Raw genomic sequence first — 17,240 nt, 5'->3', positions numbered from 1 at the left:
TAAAAATTTGCATAAAGGTACATTTTTCGCATAAAAAACGTGCGTAAAAAGAATAGCGTTAAAAATTTCACAATTCCGCCGATAGGGTTACCTTTGTCAGTTCCAGAAAAAACCGTATTCAAAAATGAACCAATACAGTAAACGAAGAGAAGCACTGCTTTACCATGCAAAACCGCATCCCGGTAAAATACAGGTAGTGCCTACAAAACCATACGCAACACAAAGAGATTTATCGTTAGCTTATTCTCCGGGGGTGGCAGAACCATGCCTTGAGATTGCTAAAGATGTAAATAACGTTTATAAATATACCGCTAAGGGTAACTTAGTAGCAGTAATATCTAATGGTACAGCAGTGCTTGGACTTGGCGACATAGGCCCGGAAGCGTCAAAACCTGTAATGGAAGGCAAAGGCCTTTTGTTCAAGATATTCTCGGACATTGATGTGTTTGATATCGAAGTAGACACTAAAGATATTGATGCGTTTGTTGAGACTGTAAAAAATATAGCGCCAACCTTTGGAGGTATTAACCTTGAAGATATAAAAGCACCGGAGTCTTTTGAAATTGAAAGAAGGCTTGTAGAAGAACTGGATATTCCTGTAATGCACGATGACCAGCATGGTACCGCTATTATTTCATCTGCTGCACTTATTAATGCTGCAGAACTGGCGGGTAAAAATATAGCAGATATCAAACTTGTGGTATCAGGAGCAGGATCGGCGGCGTTAGCGTGTGCCAACCTGTATATACTGCTTGGGGTAAAGACAGAGAACATCACTATGTTTGACATAGATGGTATGCTTGTTACCAGCCGTGAGAACCTGATGCCTATGCAAATGAAATATGCGCAGCCGGGGGAAGCTAAAACATTAGCAGAGGCTTTAGCAGGGGCAGATATGTTTCTTGGACTTTCTGTAGGTAACATTCTTAGCCCTGAAATGCTTTTAAGCATGAATCATGATCCTATAGTGTTTGCAATGGCAAACCCTATTCCGGAAGTTGATTACAATGTGGCTATCGCTACCCGCCCTGACATTATCATGGCTACAGGAAGAAGCGACCATCCTAACCAGGTTAATAACGTTCTTGGATTCCCTTACATCTTTAGGGGTGCGCTGGATGTGCGTGCTACAAAAATAAACGAGGCCATGAAAATGGCTGCGGTTCACGCGCTTGCAGAATTGGCAAAATCTCCGGTACCGGAACAGGTAAATATCGCTTATGGCGAGACCAAATTAAACTTTGGCCGTGACTATATAATCCCAAAACCTTTTGATCCAAGGCTTATTGCCGTTGTTGCGCCTGCTGTAGCAAAAGCTGCCATGGAAAGCGGGGTTGCAAAAAACCCGATACTTGACTGGGATAAATACACCGAAGAGCTTTTAGAGCGCCTTGGTAACGACAATAAAATGGTACGCCTGCTCACTAACAGGGCAAAGACCGATCCTAAACGCGTTGTGTTTGCAGAGGCAGACCATCTTCATGTGCTTAAGGCCGCACAGATTGTTATGGAAGAGGGTATTGGTACGCCAATATTGTTAGGTAACCGAGAAACCATAAACGAATTAAAAGAAGAAATAGGTTTTGATGCCGAAGTGGCTATCATTGACCCTAAGACAGATGAAGAAGATGAACGCAGGCTGCGTTATGCCCAATCGTATTGGGAAACCCGCCAGCGCCGTGGTGTAAATCTTCTTGATGCCCAAAAATGGATGAGGGAGCGCAACTACTTTGCGGCCATGATGGTAAATGAAGGTGAGGCAGATGCTATGCTTACCGGTTTTTCAAGGAGTTATCCTTCTACCGTAAAACCTGTTATGCAGGTAATAGAAAGGGCACACGGCATAAGCCGTATCGCTACTACAAACATGATGCTTACCAAGCGCGGGCCTATATTTTTATCGGATACGGCAATTAACCCTGATCCTTCGGCAGAAGACCTGGCAAAAATTGCAATAATGACGGCAAAAACGGTACGTATGTTTGGTATGGAGCCTGTAGTGGCAATGGTGTCGTTCTCTAACTTTGGGTCGTCTACACACCCTAATGCGGTAAAAGTAAGAAAGGCTGTAGATATTTTGCATAATGAATATCCTGACCTGATTGTAGACGGTGAAATACAGGCCGACTTTGCCCTGAATCCGGAAATGCTTAAAGATAAGTTTCCGTTTTCTAAGATTGCCGGCAAAAAAGTAAATACCCTTGTCTTTCCTAATCTTGAATCGGCTAATATAACTTACAAGCTTTTAAAAGAGCTTGATAAAGTGGTATCAATCGGACCGATAATGATGGGTATGGATAAAGCAGTGCATATATTCCAGTTAGGTGCAAGTGTAGAGGAGATGGTAAATATGGCAGCTGTGGCTGTTGTAGATGCACAGGAAAAAGAAAAACGCCTAAAAATGGGTAAAAAATAGTTTTTGGTAAAGGGTTAAAGAATTTTATTATTTTTGGGAACGGCTTAAGAAAAATTTATGATAGCACACCTTCAGGGGAGATTAGTGGAAAAAACACCTACCGATGTAGTTATAGACTGCAATGGTGTAGGGTATCACGTTAATATATCACTGCATACGTTTTCGCTGCTTCCCGACTCAGAAAATATAAAGCTCTATACTTTTTTACAGATAAAAGAAGATGCCCATACGCTTTTTGGCTTTGCCGAAAAGGCGGAAAGGGAACTTTTTAAGTTACTTTTATCGGTCTCGGGGGTTGGGGCCGGTACAGCCAGGACAATGCTTTCCTCTTTAGAGCCCAAACATATCATCCACTCTATAGGTATGGGAGATGTGGGTGTTATACAATCTATTAAAGGAATTGGGCTTAAAACAGCGCAGCGCGTTATACTTGATTTAAAGGATAAAGTGTTAAAACTATACGATTTAGAAGAAGTTTCGGGTGCAGGCTACAATACAAATAAAGAAGAAGCGTTATCAGCCTTGGAGGTATTGGGCTTTAACAAGAAATTGGCAGAAAAAGCCATCGAAAAAATTGTTAAGGAGAATCCGTCAGCCAGTGTGGAGACAATTATAAAACAAGCATTAAAAAATTTATAGTCCTTGAAAACAGAATACTCTAAAGATTTTTGCGGTAACTTAAAATACACCCTTTCTATATTATTCCTGTTCTTAGGTGTAGCTATTCAGGCCCAGGTGACTGAAGAGGATGAGGAAAAAAATGATACCTTAAAAGGATATAATACTGGAAAAGTTGAAATTCCAAACCCCAAAAGTATTGTTGAGGCTTATACGTATGACCCCGTAACAAACCGTTACATTTATACCAATAAGTTTGAAGGTTTTAATATCACAAACCCAATAATACTTACTCCTGAACAATATCATGAACTGGTGATAAGAGAGTCTATGCGCGAGTATTTTCAACAGAAATCTAACGCGATAGATGGTAAAGCTACCGAAGACGAACAGAAAAACCTGTTACCCCGGTACTATGTTAATTCCAGCTTTTTCGAAACATTATTTGGTAGTAATACGATAGATATCAAGCCGCAGGGATCTGTTGAGCTTGATTTGGGTATTAGGTATACCAAGCAGGATAATCCTTCTATATCGCCGCGAAACAGGAAAACTTTTACGTTTGATTTTGACCAGCGTATCTCAATGAGCCTTCAGGGTAAAGTAGGTACAAGACTTAATGTAACTGCAAATTATGATACAGAATCTACTTTTGCTTTCCAGAATCTTATAAAATTAGAATATACGCCAACAGAAGATGACATCCTTCAGAAGATAGAGGTAGGTAATGTGAGTTTTCCGTTGTCTAACTCACTAATCAGGGGTGCGCAGAGCCTTTTTGGTGTTAAGATGGCATTACAGTTTGGTAAAACTACCGTAACGGGTATTTTCTCTGAACAAAAATCCCAGACAAAGACAGTTACTGCCCAGGGAGGCGGTACGCTTCAGGACTTCCAGATGTTTGCCAATGAGTATGACGCTGATAAACACTTTTTCCTTTCTCAGTATTTCAGGAATCAATATAATGCCTCTTTAAAAAGATATTCTCAGCTTGCCACCAGGGTAAATATAACCCGTGTGGAGGTGTGGATAACCAACAGGCAGAACAGGATTAATGCCGCTGAAAATAATTCAAGAAATATCATAGCAATACAGGATATTGGAGAGGCTCCGTTAACAAAACCGGGGACAAACCTTGACAGAACGCTTGAAGCGGTAGGCTTTGGAGATGTGGCCGGATTTTTTGATAAACCTGTCAATTCACCGCCTGACAACTCCAATAATAAATTTGACCCTCAAAGAATAGGTACAGGACAAGGGTGGCTTGCGCAGAGCGTTAGGGAAATTGTTACTGTAAACGACGGAAGTTTCCAGGTTCCGGGAGGTCAGGTTAGCGAAGGGCGTGATTATTCTAAACTTGAAAATGCAAGGAAATTATCGGCCAGCGAATATAAATTGCATGAACAATTAGGTTATATTTCGCTTAATCAAAGGCTTCAGAATGATGAAGTTTTAGCGGTAGCTTACCAATATACCATAGGTGACCAGGTATTCCAGGTGGGTGAATTTGGTACGGATGGTGTTGATGCAACAGTAGTAAACCCTGCTACAACCCCGGATACACAGCCGATACCAAGTACACAGAGCCTTATCCTTAAATTGCTTAAAAGTAACCTTGTAAATGTTGAAGAGCCTACATGGGACCTGATGATGAAAAACATCTACCAGATCCAGGGTGGTTTTCAACTGTCTCAGGAAGATTTTAAATTCAATATCTTATATACAGACCCGTCTCCTTTAAATTATATTACGCCAGCAGCTAATGCTGACGGTTCTATACCGGATCCGCTTCCGGTTGATGATAATCTTCAGGATGACGATGATTCTGCCGTCGCTGATACTCCGCTTTTAAGGGTATTCCACTTGGACAGGTTAAACTATACAGGGGATATTCAGATAGATGGTGATGGTTTCTTTGACTTTCAGGATCGTATTACTATTGATGCTCAAAACGGACGTATAATATTTACTACCGTTGAGCCTTTTGGTGAATTTTTATATGATAAGCTTACGCCAAACGGCCAAACATCGCCGGATTACGCTATTACTCCTGAATCAGGCTACATAAGTGCCAATCAGAGAAAGTACGTTTACAGTAAATTGTATAAAAGTACCCAGGCAGACGCTTTACAGGACAGCCAGAAAAATAAGTTCCAGTTACGAGGCCGCTTCAAATCGACAGGTGGTGACGGTATATCGCTTGGTGCCTTTAACGTGCCGCAAGGATCTGTAGTGGTAACTGCAGGTGGAAGGGTACTTGTAGAAGGTGTAGATTATACGGTTAATTACCAAATTGGTAAAGTACAGATACTTGACCCGTCACTTCAGGCGTCAAACACTCCTATTGAAGTGTCGGTAGAAAATAACTCTGTGTTTGGACAGCAGACAAGACGTTTTGCTGGTTTTAACGTAGAACATAAATTTAATGATAAGTTCTTAGTTGGTGCTACTTTACTTAATATGTCAGAGAGGCCTTTTACAACTAAGACCAATTACGGGCAGGAGTCTGTAAACAATACCATAATGGGTGTTAATGCCAACTTTGCTACAGAAGTGCCATTCTTTACCCGTATGGTAAACAAACTTCCTAACATGGATACCGATGTGCCGTCTAACATCTCTTTCAGGGGAGAGTTTGCTTACCTTAAACCGGGCGCTTCTAAAGCTGACCAGTTTAATGGTGAGGCTACTACCTATGTAGACGATTTTGAGGGTACGCAAACAAACATAGACATGAGGTCGCCTCAGGGATGGACACTTTCCAGCGCGCCTGCTACTTTATTTAATAATGAGCAGGGACCAGCTCCAACTAATGACCTTTCTTATGGTTATAACAGGGCAAAACTGTCATGGTATAGCATTGACCCAATATTTTATGCAGGCACTACATTGCCCGATGGGATAACTAAAGATGATTTGTCTTCTAACAGGACAAGGCGCGTGTACTATGATGAGCTTTATCCTGCAAATGATGTTGCACCCGGGCAGAGCCGTGTTGTTAATACCTTAGACCTTAGTTATTTTCCAAAAGAGAGAGGGCCTTATAACTTTAACCCGGTACTTCCTGCGCAGAACTTTACTTTTAGTGATGCCCAGGCTGTGGACAACTGGGCGGGTATCATGCGAGCCATAAGCTCTACAAATTTTGAGCAGACTAACGTAGAGTATATGCAATTTTGGGTAATGGACCCTTATTCAGGTAATACCGGGGATGTTATTGCGCCGGACAATACAGGTATGTTTGAGATCAATCTTGGAGAATTGTCTGAAGATATATTAAGAGATAACAGGAAGCAGTTTGAGAATGGCCTTCCGGAAGCAAACAGCAACCAGCCTGTGTTTTCTACAGTGTGGGGAGATGTTCCTGTTTCGCAGTCGCTTATCTACGCATTTGATACGAATACGGCCAACCGTAATGTGCAGGATGTAGGTTTTGACGGTTTAACAGATGATGAAGAGCGAGTAAAATATGCAGAATTTGGAGGGCTTGAAGATCCATCGGGTGATAATTACCAGTTTTATCTTGCTGCGTCGGGAAATGTGCTTGACAGGTATAAAAATTATAATGGTACCCAGGGTAACTCGCCTGTGGATGTAGGCGATACAAACCGCGGCTCCACCACACAGCCGGATACAGAAGACATCAACAGGGATAATACCATGAATACTATTGATGCCTACTACAGGTATCAAATTCCAATACAGCCTAATGTACAGCCGGGTGATGGTTATGTTGTAGATATAAGACCTTTTGATGTTCCTACTTCTAATGGAACTAATGTAACAGGTAGATGGCTTCTTTACAAAATTCCTATTGATGCGGGAGAGGCTAAGGGCGGCATAAGCAGTATACGTTCAATCCGATTCATGAGATTGATGGTAAAAGGCTTTAAGGATGAAGTGACACTTCGTTTTGGAGCTCTTGATTTAGTGAGAGGTGAGTGGAGAAGATATGCCAGCAGCCTTGATGCCAATGATCCAAATATAGATGATCCTCAGGGAGAGGGTGATGGAGCTACAGGCTTTGATGTTGTAGCGCTTAATGTTCAGGAGAACGGATCCCGTACACCTATTCCTTATGTATCGCCACCAAGTGTGCGAAGGGAGCAGTTGTATAGTAACAATGCTGTAATACGCCAAAACGAGCAGGCATTATCGTTAAGAGCATATTCTGTGCCTTCAGGTAGTACTGCAGGTGGACTTGAAATAAACGATTCGCGGGCCGTGTTCAAAAATGTGAACGTGGATATGCGTCAATATAAAAAATTAAGGATGTTTCTTCATGCTGAGGCTCTGGCTACAGATAACGGAACAGGAAGAGACCTTCGTGATAACCAGATGAAAGGTTTCCTAAGATTTGGTAATGACTTTACAGATAACTTTTACCAGATAGAGAAAAGGCTTTTGGTAACACAGCCTAGCGTGGGTGCTGCAGCTACACCGGAAGAGGTTTGGCCGGAAGACAACGAAGTTATTGTTACGCTTGATGCACTTACAAGATTAAAGATCAATAAGCTTCAGGGTAATGTTCCTGATCCAGATGTTAACGGCATTACCTTCGTTCCTGCGCAGTCGCTTGACCCTTCGTTGAGCAGTACGCTTATGATTGGTATCAAGGGTAATCCTAACTTTGGTAACATAAGGACCCTTATGATAGGTATTAAAAATGCTACTGCTGAAGCAGATGGTGATTTTGATCCGGATCCTAAAGTAATACGAGGTGAGGTATGGTTTAATGAGCTGCGCCTTTCTGATATGGATAACAAAGGCGGATGGGCAGCTGTAGGTAGTATGGATACTAACTTTGCCGATTTTGCTACACTTTCTGCAACAGGTAGGATGAGTACCATTGGTTTTGGTACTATTGAGCAAAGTCCTAACGAAAGAAGCAGGGAAGATGTTAAACAATATGATATTGTTACTAATGTTAATATAGGTAAACTGCTTCCTAAAAAATGGGGTATCAACCTGCCGTTTAACTATGGTGTGGGCGAAGAGATAATTACGCCGGAATACGATCCGTTCCAACAGGATATAAAGCTTGAGCAGCTTATTGATATAACTACAGATCAAAATGAAAAAGATAACCTTCGCAACAGGGCGATAGATTATACGAAGCGTAAGAGTATCAACTTTATTGGTGTTAAAAAAGAAAGGCAGCCGGATAGGAAGGCTCACATCTATGATCCGGAAAACTTAACGCTTAACTATTCCTTCAATCAGACAGAACACCACGATTATGAAGTGGAAGACTTGCTTGACCAACAGATAAGGACAGGTGTGGATTACAATTTTGCATTTAAACCGAAACCTGTGGAACCACTTAAGAATGTTGGTTTCATGAAGAAGAGCCAGTACTGGAAACTGCTTAGTGATTTTAACTTTAATTACCTGCCTACCAATATTAACTTTAGTACAAATATTATAAGGCAGTACAACAGGCAGCAGTTCAGGAATGTGGAGGTTGATGGTATTCCTATCGATCCGCTTTACAGGAGAAATTATTTCTTTAACTATCAATACGGTTTCAATTATAATATTACAAAGTCACTTAGGCTTAACTATTCTGTAGCTACAAGTAATATCGTAAGGAACTATTTTGACGCTAACGGCAGGCCTTCGCAGGAACTTAATGTTTGGGACGATTTCTGGAACATAGGTGAGCCTAACACGCACACGCAGCAGTATGTACTTAACTACGATATACCTATTAACAAGATACCGGTATTTAGTTTTGTAAAATCTACGTATACCTATTCAGGCAGCTATAACTGGCTTCGTTCTAACGACGCGTTTGCTAATGCTGTTGTAGATAATCCTGATGGTACTATAAGCACATATGCTCTTGGTAATACAATCCAGAACTCGAACTCTCACAAGCTGAATACTACCCTTAACCTTGATCTGCTTTATAAGTATGTAGGCCTTACGGGTAAAAAACCTAAAACGCCTGTTGCGCCTAAAGCTGCACCAAAGCCGGGAGAGAAAGTTACAGCGGCTCCTAAACCGGCAGCAGGAGGTAATGTTTTTGTAGACGGTCTTATAGGTGTGCTTACAAGTGTGAAAAACATTCAGATCAACTACGCTGAGACTAACGGTACAGTGTTACCGGGTTACCTTCCATCAATAGGTTTCTTTGGTACAACCAGGCCTACAATGGGCTTTATCTTTGGCAGCCAGGACGATGTGAGGGAGGAAGCGGCAAGGCACGGTTATCTTACAACGTATCAGGAATACAACCAGAACTTTACGCAGGTTAATAACAAAACATTTAACCTTACGGCGTCGGTAGATCTTTTTCCTGATTTCAAAATAGATCTTACTGCTGACAGGACGTATGCAAAAAACCATTCTGAGCAATATGATATAGATCCTACATCAGGTAGTTATATGGCACGCTCTCCGTATGATTTTGGTAATTTCCAGATATCTACAGTATTAATAGCAACTTCATTTAGTGCAAGCGATGTGAATGGTTCTGAAGCTTTTGACCAGCTTAGGGCAAACAGGATAGTAATTGCCGACAGGCTTGCAGAGAAGTATTATGGAACTACAGCTTTTCCAAGATATGAAGGCGGTACTAATGCAAGTGATTTTGCCAGAGCAAATGCTGGTTATCCTGTAGGATTTGGTAAAAATAACCAGGCAGTATTGCTTCCTGCATTCCTTGCAGCATATTCTGGACAGGATGCCGGTAAATCTTCCACGGGTATCTTCAGGGATGTGCCGCTGCCTAACTGGGTGGTTAAGTATACAGGGCTTATGCGCTACAAGTTCTTTAAAGACAGGTTTAAGCGCTTCTCGTTACAACATAGCTATAAGGCCTCATATAACGTTAACTCGTACAGGTCTAACCTTGATTTTAATAACCCTGATAATCCTAATAACCAGGATAATAATGGCGAGGGTAACTTTATCAATAAGAACATCATTTCGAATATCAACCTAACAGAGCAGTTTAATCCGCTTATACGTGTAGATTTTGAGATGAAGAACTCTATCAAGATATTGGCAGAGATACGTAAGGACAGGACGCTGAATATGAGTTTTGATAATAACCTGCTTACAGAGGTTAGGGGTAACGAATATGTTCTAGGTCTTGGTTACCGTATTAAAGATGTTATTATTACGTCGAGCCTTGCTGATAACCCAACGAACACTATTAAGAGTGATATCAACTTTAAATGTGATTTTACGCTTAGAAAGAATGAAACGATCATCCGTTACCTGGATTATGATAATAATCAGTTAGGTGGTGGCCAGAACATATGGTCGGTTAAATTTACTGCAGATTATGCCTTCAGTAAAAACCTTACGGCTATCTTCTACTACGACCATTCGTTCTCTAAAGCAGTTATCTCGACGTCGTATCCGTTAACGAATATCCGTTCTGGATTTACGCTGCGATATAATTTTGGAAATTAATAAAAAAACATTTTAGAGTTACTCTTATAAAACATACATTTGCGAAAAACAAACTAATATGAATATTCCGGCAAACTTAAAGTACACAAAAGACCACGAGTGGGTTAAAATAGAAGGGGATGTAGCAACTGTAGGTATTACAGATTTTGCTCAGAAAGAATTAGGTGATATCGTTTACGTTGAAGTTGAAACGCTTGACCAGACTCTTGATAAAGACGAAGTTTTTGGAACGGTAGAAGCTGTTAAGACAGTATCTGACCTTTTCCTTCCACTATCAGGCGAGATAATTGAATTCAACGATTCATTAGAAACTACTCCTGAAAAAGTGAATACTGACGCTTATGGCGAAGGCTGGATGGTTAAAGTAAAAATTTCTAATGCTTCTGAAGTTGATGAACTTTTAAGCGACGAGCAATACAAAGAGCTTATTGGTGCGTAACCGGATTTTATTGGCAGCGTTTGCCTGGACGGTATTTATTGTATATGCCTGTCTTATTAATGCGGCCGATATTCCACAAGCTACATGGCTTGATATACCTAACAAGGATAAAATTGTTCATTTTACATTTTACTTTGTTTTCACCTTCTTATGGGTTCAGGCTATCAAAACAAAAAAGGAGCTTTCGCCTAAAAGGGTAAGAGCGGCAGTTTTCTTTTCGGCAGTTATTTTTGGTATTCTTATAGAAGTTTGCCAGGGAGTGTTTGCCAAAGAAAGAAGCCCGGATGTTTTAGATGCAATTGCAAATACTTGCGGTAGTGCTGTCTCAATTTTGTTGCTTTGGCTTTTAGATAAAAGAAACAATAAAATCAATGTCCCTTCCCATTAGTGGGGAGGGATTTTTTTATGTTATTATGGATATAAAACAATATTTAGATTCTACCTATTTAAAAACGGCAGATCAGGCAGGATTGTCGGAAGCTGACAATTTAGGAATAGTAAAAGCATCCATCGTTGAAGCTATAGAGGAAGGTTATAAGCTTATTATGATTCGTCCTGAAATGGTAGCTGTAGCTAAAGAAATGATTGCTGGTGCCTCTTCAAAAGTAACCATAGGCACGGTTATCGATTTTCCGTTAGGACAGGGGGCAACTGAAGTAAAACTTGCAGAAGCACAGCAGGCAATTCTTGACGGCGCTGATGATCTTGATTTTGTACTGGATTATGAAGGCTTTAAGGCTGGTAAAACGGATGCTGTTAGAGAGCAGGTTTTGGTATGTACAAAGCTTGGGCTTGAGAATAACAAGATAGTAAAATGGATCGTAGAGATCGCAGCGTTAAACGATCACGAAATTGTACAGTTGAGTGCATTGGTTAAGAATGTAGTGCTGTCTAATTTTGATGAGAGTACTTATAATCATGTTTTTGTAAAATCGTCTACAGGATTTTACAAAACGAGAGACGGTATTCCCAATGGCGCAACACTTTCGGGAATAAAACTGATGCTGGAAAATTCTTATCCGCTGCCGGTTAAGGCGGCAGGGGGAGTGCGCACGCTGGAAGAAGCCCAGCAAATGATTTCGCTTGGTGTTAAAAGAATAGGTACTTCGTCGGCAGCTGCAATTGTAAAAGGTTTTAAGGCATCCGGCGGATATTAGATAAAAAAGAAAAGCCTCCCCGTTAGGGAAGGCTGACCTCTTCATAGCAAATTTCGTTTGTGTAACTTATTTCTTTTTCATAGCAATGTTTCCCAACGAAATTTTTCTTTTTCAATAGCAACTTAACTCTCTGTATACCTCCTTGGAGTGGGTTTACATAAGTAAGATGCAGCAGGTTTAAAAAGGTTGCGTATAAAAGTTAAATTTTTTTCTAAATTTATTTTAGGGCTTCTTTTTCAGTGTATCTCTTTGAGTTAAACTTTTTTTTGGAGTATCTTTGCGCAAGTTTTGAAAACCCAATGAAAATCATTTTGAACGCTCAACAAAATCAGTTTTCCATTAAATCACTTTTTGCAGATTTCTTAGCAATCACAAAGGCCAGGCTGGCTGTAAGTGTTGTTTTTTCATCTGTGGCAGGATACCTGTTAGGTTTCTCTGATGATTATCCTTTTAGCTGGACTACACTTATACTTCTCACCATAGGGGGCTACTGCATGGTAGGTGCTTCTAACGTCTTCAATCAAATCATAGAAAAAGACCTTGATGCCTTGATGGACAGGACAAAGAACCGTCCGGTACCGGCAGGAAAAATTTCTGTAAGAAATGCTTTTATCATAGGGGCAGTGCTTACTATTGCAGGAATTGCTATTCTTTACAGCATAAATCCTAAGACTGCAATGTTTGGCGCTATTTCCATCTTTTTATATACAAGCATTTATACGCCGCTTAAAACGAAGACACCACTTGCTGTATTTGTAGGTGCATTTCCTGGAGCTATACCTTATATGTTAGGGTGGGTTGCGGCAAGAGGTACTTTTGGGATAGAGGCAGGTACTTTGTTTCTTATTCAGTTTTTTTGGCAGTTTCCTCACTTTTGGGCTATTGGCTGGTTCCTTTTTGACGATTATAAAAAAGCAGGCTTCTTTATGCTGCCTACGGGACGAAGGGATAAAAAGACGGCAAGGCAGACTATAATGTATACGATCTGGCTTATAGTAGCTTCCATATTGCCTGTTACAGGTTACACAGGAGAGCTTAGGCTGAGTATAGTGTCTGCGATATTGGTTTTTCTGGCAGGCTTATGGATGCTTGTGTATGCAGTTAAACTTTATAATAAGATGGATGCGGCTGCCGCAAGAAAACTTATGCTGGTGAGTGTCTCTTACATCTCGCTTATGCAGGTCATTTATGTAATTGATAAATTTATACATTAATATATGGAGTCAACAATGTCTCTTAAGGAACATAACGACAGGAACGCAAGATCTAAGAAGATGATACTATGGTTTGCCATGGTAAGTATGTTTATGATGTTTGCAGGTTTAACGAGCGCGTATGTAGTAAGTGCTTCAAGACCGGACTGGCTTAACGATTTTAAACTGCCTAATGCATTTTTAATTAGCACGGTCGTAATGGTTGCCAGCAGTGTTACTTTTCATATGGCTAAAGTGTCTATGAAAAAGGGCGAAAGGCAGGCGGTTACCATGTGGCTGCTTATTACGCTTGCTTTAGGTGTTGGCTTTGTTTTTACGCAGTTTTACGGCTTCGGCCAGGTTATAGAAAGCGGTTATTTTTTTACAGGGCCGGAGAGTACGGTAACAACATCATTTGTGTATATTGTAGTGATTGTACACCTTGCCCACCTGTTTGCAGGGCTTATTGTGCTGCTTATAGTAATTTATAATCATTTTAAACAAAAATACAGTTCTTCTCAAACCCTTGGAATAGAGTTGGGTGCAATGTTTTGGCACTTTCTGGATATTTTATGGGTATATTTGTTTTTATTTTTCTATTTCTATTAATAGAAAAAATAATGTAAATTTGGAAACTTTTTAACCAATAACTTTATATGGCAGCGACAGTTACTTCAACAGCTACTACAGGTAAAACATGGGACGGAGGAAACGAACCTATGGGCGCAAGTTATGGCAAAATGATGATGTGGTTTTTTATCGTATCAGATGCCCTTACGTTCTCAGGATTCCTTGCAGCTTACGGTTTTTCCCGATTTAAATTCATCGAAACTTGGCCAATAGCCGACGAGGTGTTTAATCACTTTCCATTTATGCACGGTGTTGATGCGCCGATGTATTATGTGGCTTTCATGACATTTATACTTATTTTCTCATCAGTTACTATGGTTCTTGCGGTTGATGCGGGTCATCACCTAAAGAAAACCAAGGTTGCTGTGTATATGCTGCTTACAATTGTAGGTGGTTTCATATTCCTTGGTTCTCAGGCCTGGGAATGGAAAAACTTCATTAAAGGCGAGTTTGGCGCTGTTGAAACAAAAGGTGGAGCGATCCTTCAGTTTGTAAAAGCAGGCGAAAACGGTAAATACGAAAGGGTAGCCCTTGCAGAATTTGCTGCTCACCTTCCTACTGAACGCGTAAACAAACTTAGAAGCAACGGTATTATATTTGAAGAGGGTGCTGCTTTACCAACATATTCTGTTGAAGAAGTAAAAGCCGGTCTTTTAGCACATCCTGAAGTTCTTATAAGAACTGAAAAGATAGTTAAAAAACACAAAGAAGTACTAACCAGAGAGCAATCGGTTAAGAAAATTGAAGAAGCTACTATCGTTGTAGAAGGTGCTAACCTTGTAAGAAACGAGTACGGACACAAATTGTTTGCTAACTTCTTCTTCTTTATTACTGGTTTCCACGGTTTTCACGTATTCTCTGGTGTAATGATCAATGTACTTATTTTCTTTAATGTACTTCTTGGTACTTACGAAAAGAGAAGAAGCTATGAGATGGTAGAGAAAGTTGGTCTTTACTGGCACTTTGTAGATTTAGTTTGGGTGTTTGTATTTACATTCTTCTATCTTGTTTAATTTTTAAAATTTAAAAGAATTTTATTATGGCACATTCTCACGAATCTAATACAAAAAGAATATGGCAGGTTTTTGGCCTGTTATCGATAATAACAATTGTAGAGGTTGCATTTGGTATTGTTAAACCTGCATTCCTTCACGATTCTCATCTGTTCCAGATGAACCTGCTTAACTGGTTATTCATTATCCTTACAATTGTAAAAGCGTACTACATTATGTGGGCGTTCATGCACCTTGAAGGAGAGAAAGCTAGCTTAAGATGGTCTATCGTAGCTCCATTAGTATTCTTAATTATCTATTTAGTGTTCATCTTACTGATAGAAGGTAATTATATTTTTGACGTGTTCAGGGATTCTCACTACAAGTGGATTTTCTAATACACATTCATTATAAAAAAGGCGGTTTTTAAACCGCCTTTTTTTAATTTTGCAAACGGAAACTTGTTCCCGATATCATGAAAAAAAAGATAGTTCTCATCGTCCTTTTAGTATTGCCGCTCTCGGCTTACATTTACTTCTCTTTAGCAAAGCATAATTCTCTTTTCCTTCCTGTAGTTACCAAGAATGTAGCAGAGCTGCCTCAGGGAACTACATTAGACAGCTCTCCTGTTGCAATGACGGACAAGATTACCATTCTTGGCTTTCTTGGAAATGATATGGTTAAGAAAAAGGAAACCATATTCAATATAAACGAAAAGATAAACGCAAAGTATAAAGACTTTACTGATTTCCAGATCGTGATGGTTATGCCGGAGGGTGAGGAAGAAGAGGTGAAGAAAATAACAGCCGATATAAAGATCATGGCAGATATCTCTAACTGGAGATTTTTGTTCACAAAGCCCGAAAACATTAAACCTTTTTACGAAACCCTAAAGGTTAAAGAACCTCTTGATGGCGATATGGGTACTTTTAATCTTTTTATAATAGATAAAAAGAGGAGTCTCAGGGGTAGGACGGGAGATAGTCCTAAAACAGGTAAGGAAGAGTTTAAGGATGCTTATAATTCGTTGATTGTTTCTGAACTTCACAATGAGATGACAGATGATATCAAGATACTTTTAAGAGAATATCGCCTTGCTCTTAAAAAGAACCATAACGAAGTTAAGAGGGAAATATAATCATGAAAAAATCATATTCATACGTAGGGATATCATTTATAGTGCTCATATTTGGAATATGGGCAGTGCCTAAGATCGTTGATAAGTTTGGGAAGTCAGATCTTATAGAAATTGGCCCTGTGCCATCTTTTGAACTTACAGACCAGGATAATAAAAAGATATCGGATAAAGATTATTTGGGAAAGGTATATGTGGTGGAATTCTTTTTCAGTACGTGCCCAACCATTTGCCCGGTAATGAACAAAAATATGTTGCTGCTCCAAAAAGAGTATTATGGTAAGCCTGATTTTGGGATTGCTTCGGTAACCATAAATCCGGAATATGATACTCCTAAAGTTTTAAAAGAGCACGCTGAGCAGTTAGGTGTTAAGCATTACAACTGGCATTTTTTAACCGGTGACAGGGATTATATATTTAATCTTGCTCAGGGTTTTAAAATGTATGCGGGGGTAAATCCTAAAGCTGCCGGTGGCTTTGAACATTCTGGTGTATTTGCACTGGTAGATAAAGAGGGTAATATACGATGCAGAAAAGATCAATACGGCAATCCTATATTGTATTACGACGGACTTGAGGATAGCGGCGTGAAAGCAATTAAAGAAGATATTAAAAAATTACTTGAAGAATAATAATGGAAAAGATAATAAATTCTGAAGCAGTAGAGCAGAAATATAAAAAATGGATCATACTTTTATCGGTAGTTATTCCTATAGCTGTGGCCCTTCTTTTTGGTGTTAATCTGCAAAAACTTGGCTATGATGTTGAACCACTTTCATTTCTTCCGCCTATTTACGCAGGTATAAACGGTGCTACTGCCATTGTACTTATTATAGCGGTTTGGGCCATAAAAAATGGTAAACAGGACTTGCATGAAAAGCTTATGAAGTTTGCAATTTGCCTGTCAGTTTCTTTTCTGGTAATGTATGTTGCCTATCACATGACCTCTATTTCGGCTGTGTTTGGTGATGCAGACCATAATGGCGTTTTAAGTGCCACTGAAAGCGAAAAGGTTGGTTATGTAAGAAGCCTTTATATATTTATACTGCTCACGCATATTGCGCTTTCGGTAATTATCATACCGTTTGTGTTATTTACGTATGTAAGGGCTTTGTCGCAGAGCTTTGTAAGACATAGAAAACTGGCAAGGATAACTTACCCAATGTGGTTATATGTAGCGGTTACGGGCGTAATAGTCTATTTCATGATTTCTCCATATTACACACATTAATACC

Annotated in this window: 13 protein-coding genes; all 13 read left to right on the top strand. The window is 39.8% G+C overall.

The features are described 5' to 3' along the window. Positions 1-124: 124 nt before the first annotated feature. On the top strand, positions 125-2,416 hold the full coding sequence (locus tag R1T16_RS17745) for an NADP-dependent malic enzyme (protein WP_317502475.1): 2,292 nt from the start codon (positions 125-127) through the stop codon (positions 2,414-2,416). Positions 2,417-2,473: 57 nt separating this feature from the next. Beyond that, complete coding sequence (ruvA, locus tag R1T16_RS17740; RefSeq protein WP_317502474.1) at positions 2,474-3,055, top strand: Holliday junction branch migration protein RuvA; 582 nt, start codon at positions 2,474-2,476, stop codon at positions 3,053-3,055. Between the two features lie 3 nt (positions 3,056-3,058). Next, a complete protein-coding gene (gene sprA, locus R1T16_RS17735) occupies positions 3,059-10,459 on the top strand; it encodes a cell surface protein SprA (protein ID WP_317502473.1) in 7,401 nt (2,466 codons plus the stop codon). Between the two features lie 58 nt (positions 10,460-10,517). Continuing rightward, the gene (gcvH, locus tag R1T16_RS17730) at positions 10,518-10,898 is read left to right on the top strand and encodes a glycine cleavage system protein GcvH (RefSeq protein ID WP_317502472.1); all 381 of its coding nucleotides are present in this window, start codon (positions 10,518-10,520) and stop codon (positions 10,896-10,898) included. Positions 10,899-10,908: 10 nt separating this feature from the next. After that, positions 10,909-11,286, top strand: a complete 378-nt coding sequence (locus tag R1T16_RS17725; RefSeq protein WP_317502471.1) for a VanZ family protein — start codon at positions 10,909-10,911, stop codon at positions 11,284-11,286. Positions 11,287-11,311: 25 nt separating this feature from the next. Continuing rightward, the gene (gene deoC, locus R1T16_RS17720; protein WP_317502470.1) at positions 11,312-12,055 is read left to right on the top strand and encodes a deoxyribose-phosphate aldolase; all 744 of its coding nucleotides are present in this window, start codon (positions 11,312-11,314) and stop codon (positions 12,053-12,055) included. Positions 12,056-12,366: 311 nt separating this feature from the next. Further along, on the top strand, positions 12,367-13,269 hold the full coding sequence (gene cyoE, locus R1T16_RS17715) for a heme o synthase (protein WP_317502525.1): 903 nt from the start codon (positions 12,367-12,369) through the stop codon (positions 13,267-13,269). Between the two features lie 3 nt (positions 13,270-13,272). Further along, positions 13,273-13,857 (top strand): heme-copper oxidase subunit III, encoded by a 585-nt coding sequence (locus R1T16_RS17710; protein ID WP_317502469.1) that lies wholly within the window; start codon positions 13,273-13,275, stop codon positions 13,855-13,857. Between the two features lie 47 nt (positions 13,858-13,904). After that, the gene (locus R1T16_RS17705; RefSeq protein ID WP_317502468.1) at positions 13,905-14,891 is read left to right on the top strand and encodes a cytochrome c oxidase subunit 3; all 987 of its coding nucleotides are present in this window, start codon (positions 13,905-13,907) and stop codon (positions 14,889-14,891) included. A 26-nt stretch (positions 14,892-14,917) separates the two neighbouring features. Next, a complete protein-coding gene (locus tag R1T16_RS17700; protein WP_317502467.1) occupies positions 14,918-15,268 on the top strand; it encodes a cytochrome C oxidase subunit IV family protein in 351 nt (116 codons plus the stop codon). A gap of 77 nt (positions 15,269-15,345) precedes the next feature. Beyond that, positions 15,346-16,008, top strand: coding sequence for a hypothetical protein (locus tag R1T16_RS17695; RefSeq protein WP_317502466.1), 663 nt, complete (start codon positions 15,346-15,348; stop codon positions 16,006-16,008). A 2-nt stretch (positions 16,009-16,010) separates the two neighbouring features. Continuing rightward, positions 16,011-16,637 carry an SCO family protein gene (locus R1T16_RS17690; protein ID WP_317502465.1) on the top strand — a complete coding sequence of 209 codons (627 nt, stop codon included), beginning with the start codon at positions 16,011-16,013 and terminating at the stop codon, positions 16,635-16,637. 2 nt (positions 16,638-16,639) lie between these two features. After that, positions 16,640-17,236, top strand: coding sequence for a DUF420 domain-containing protein (locus R1T16_RS17685; RefSeq protein WP_317502464.1), 597 nt, complete (start codon positions 16,640-16,642; stop codon positions 17,234-17,236). Positions 17,237-17,240: the final 4 nt, after the last annotated feature.

Origin of the sequence: Flavobacterium sp. DG1-102-2 (assembly GCF_033042555.1) — a bacterium.
Lineage (GTDB): Bacteria > Bacteroidota > Bacteroidia > Flavobacteriales > Flavobacteriaceae > Flavobacterium.
Note: the sequence above shows the minus strand (reverse complement) of the source record. Positions and strands in the feature narration are given on the sequence as shown.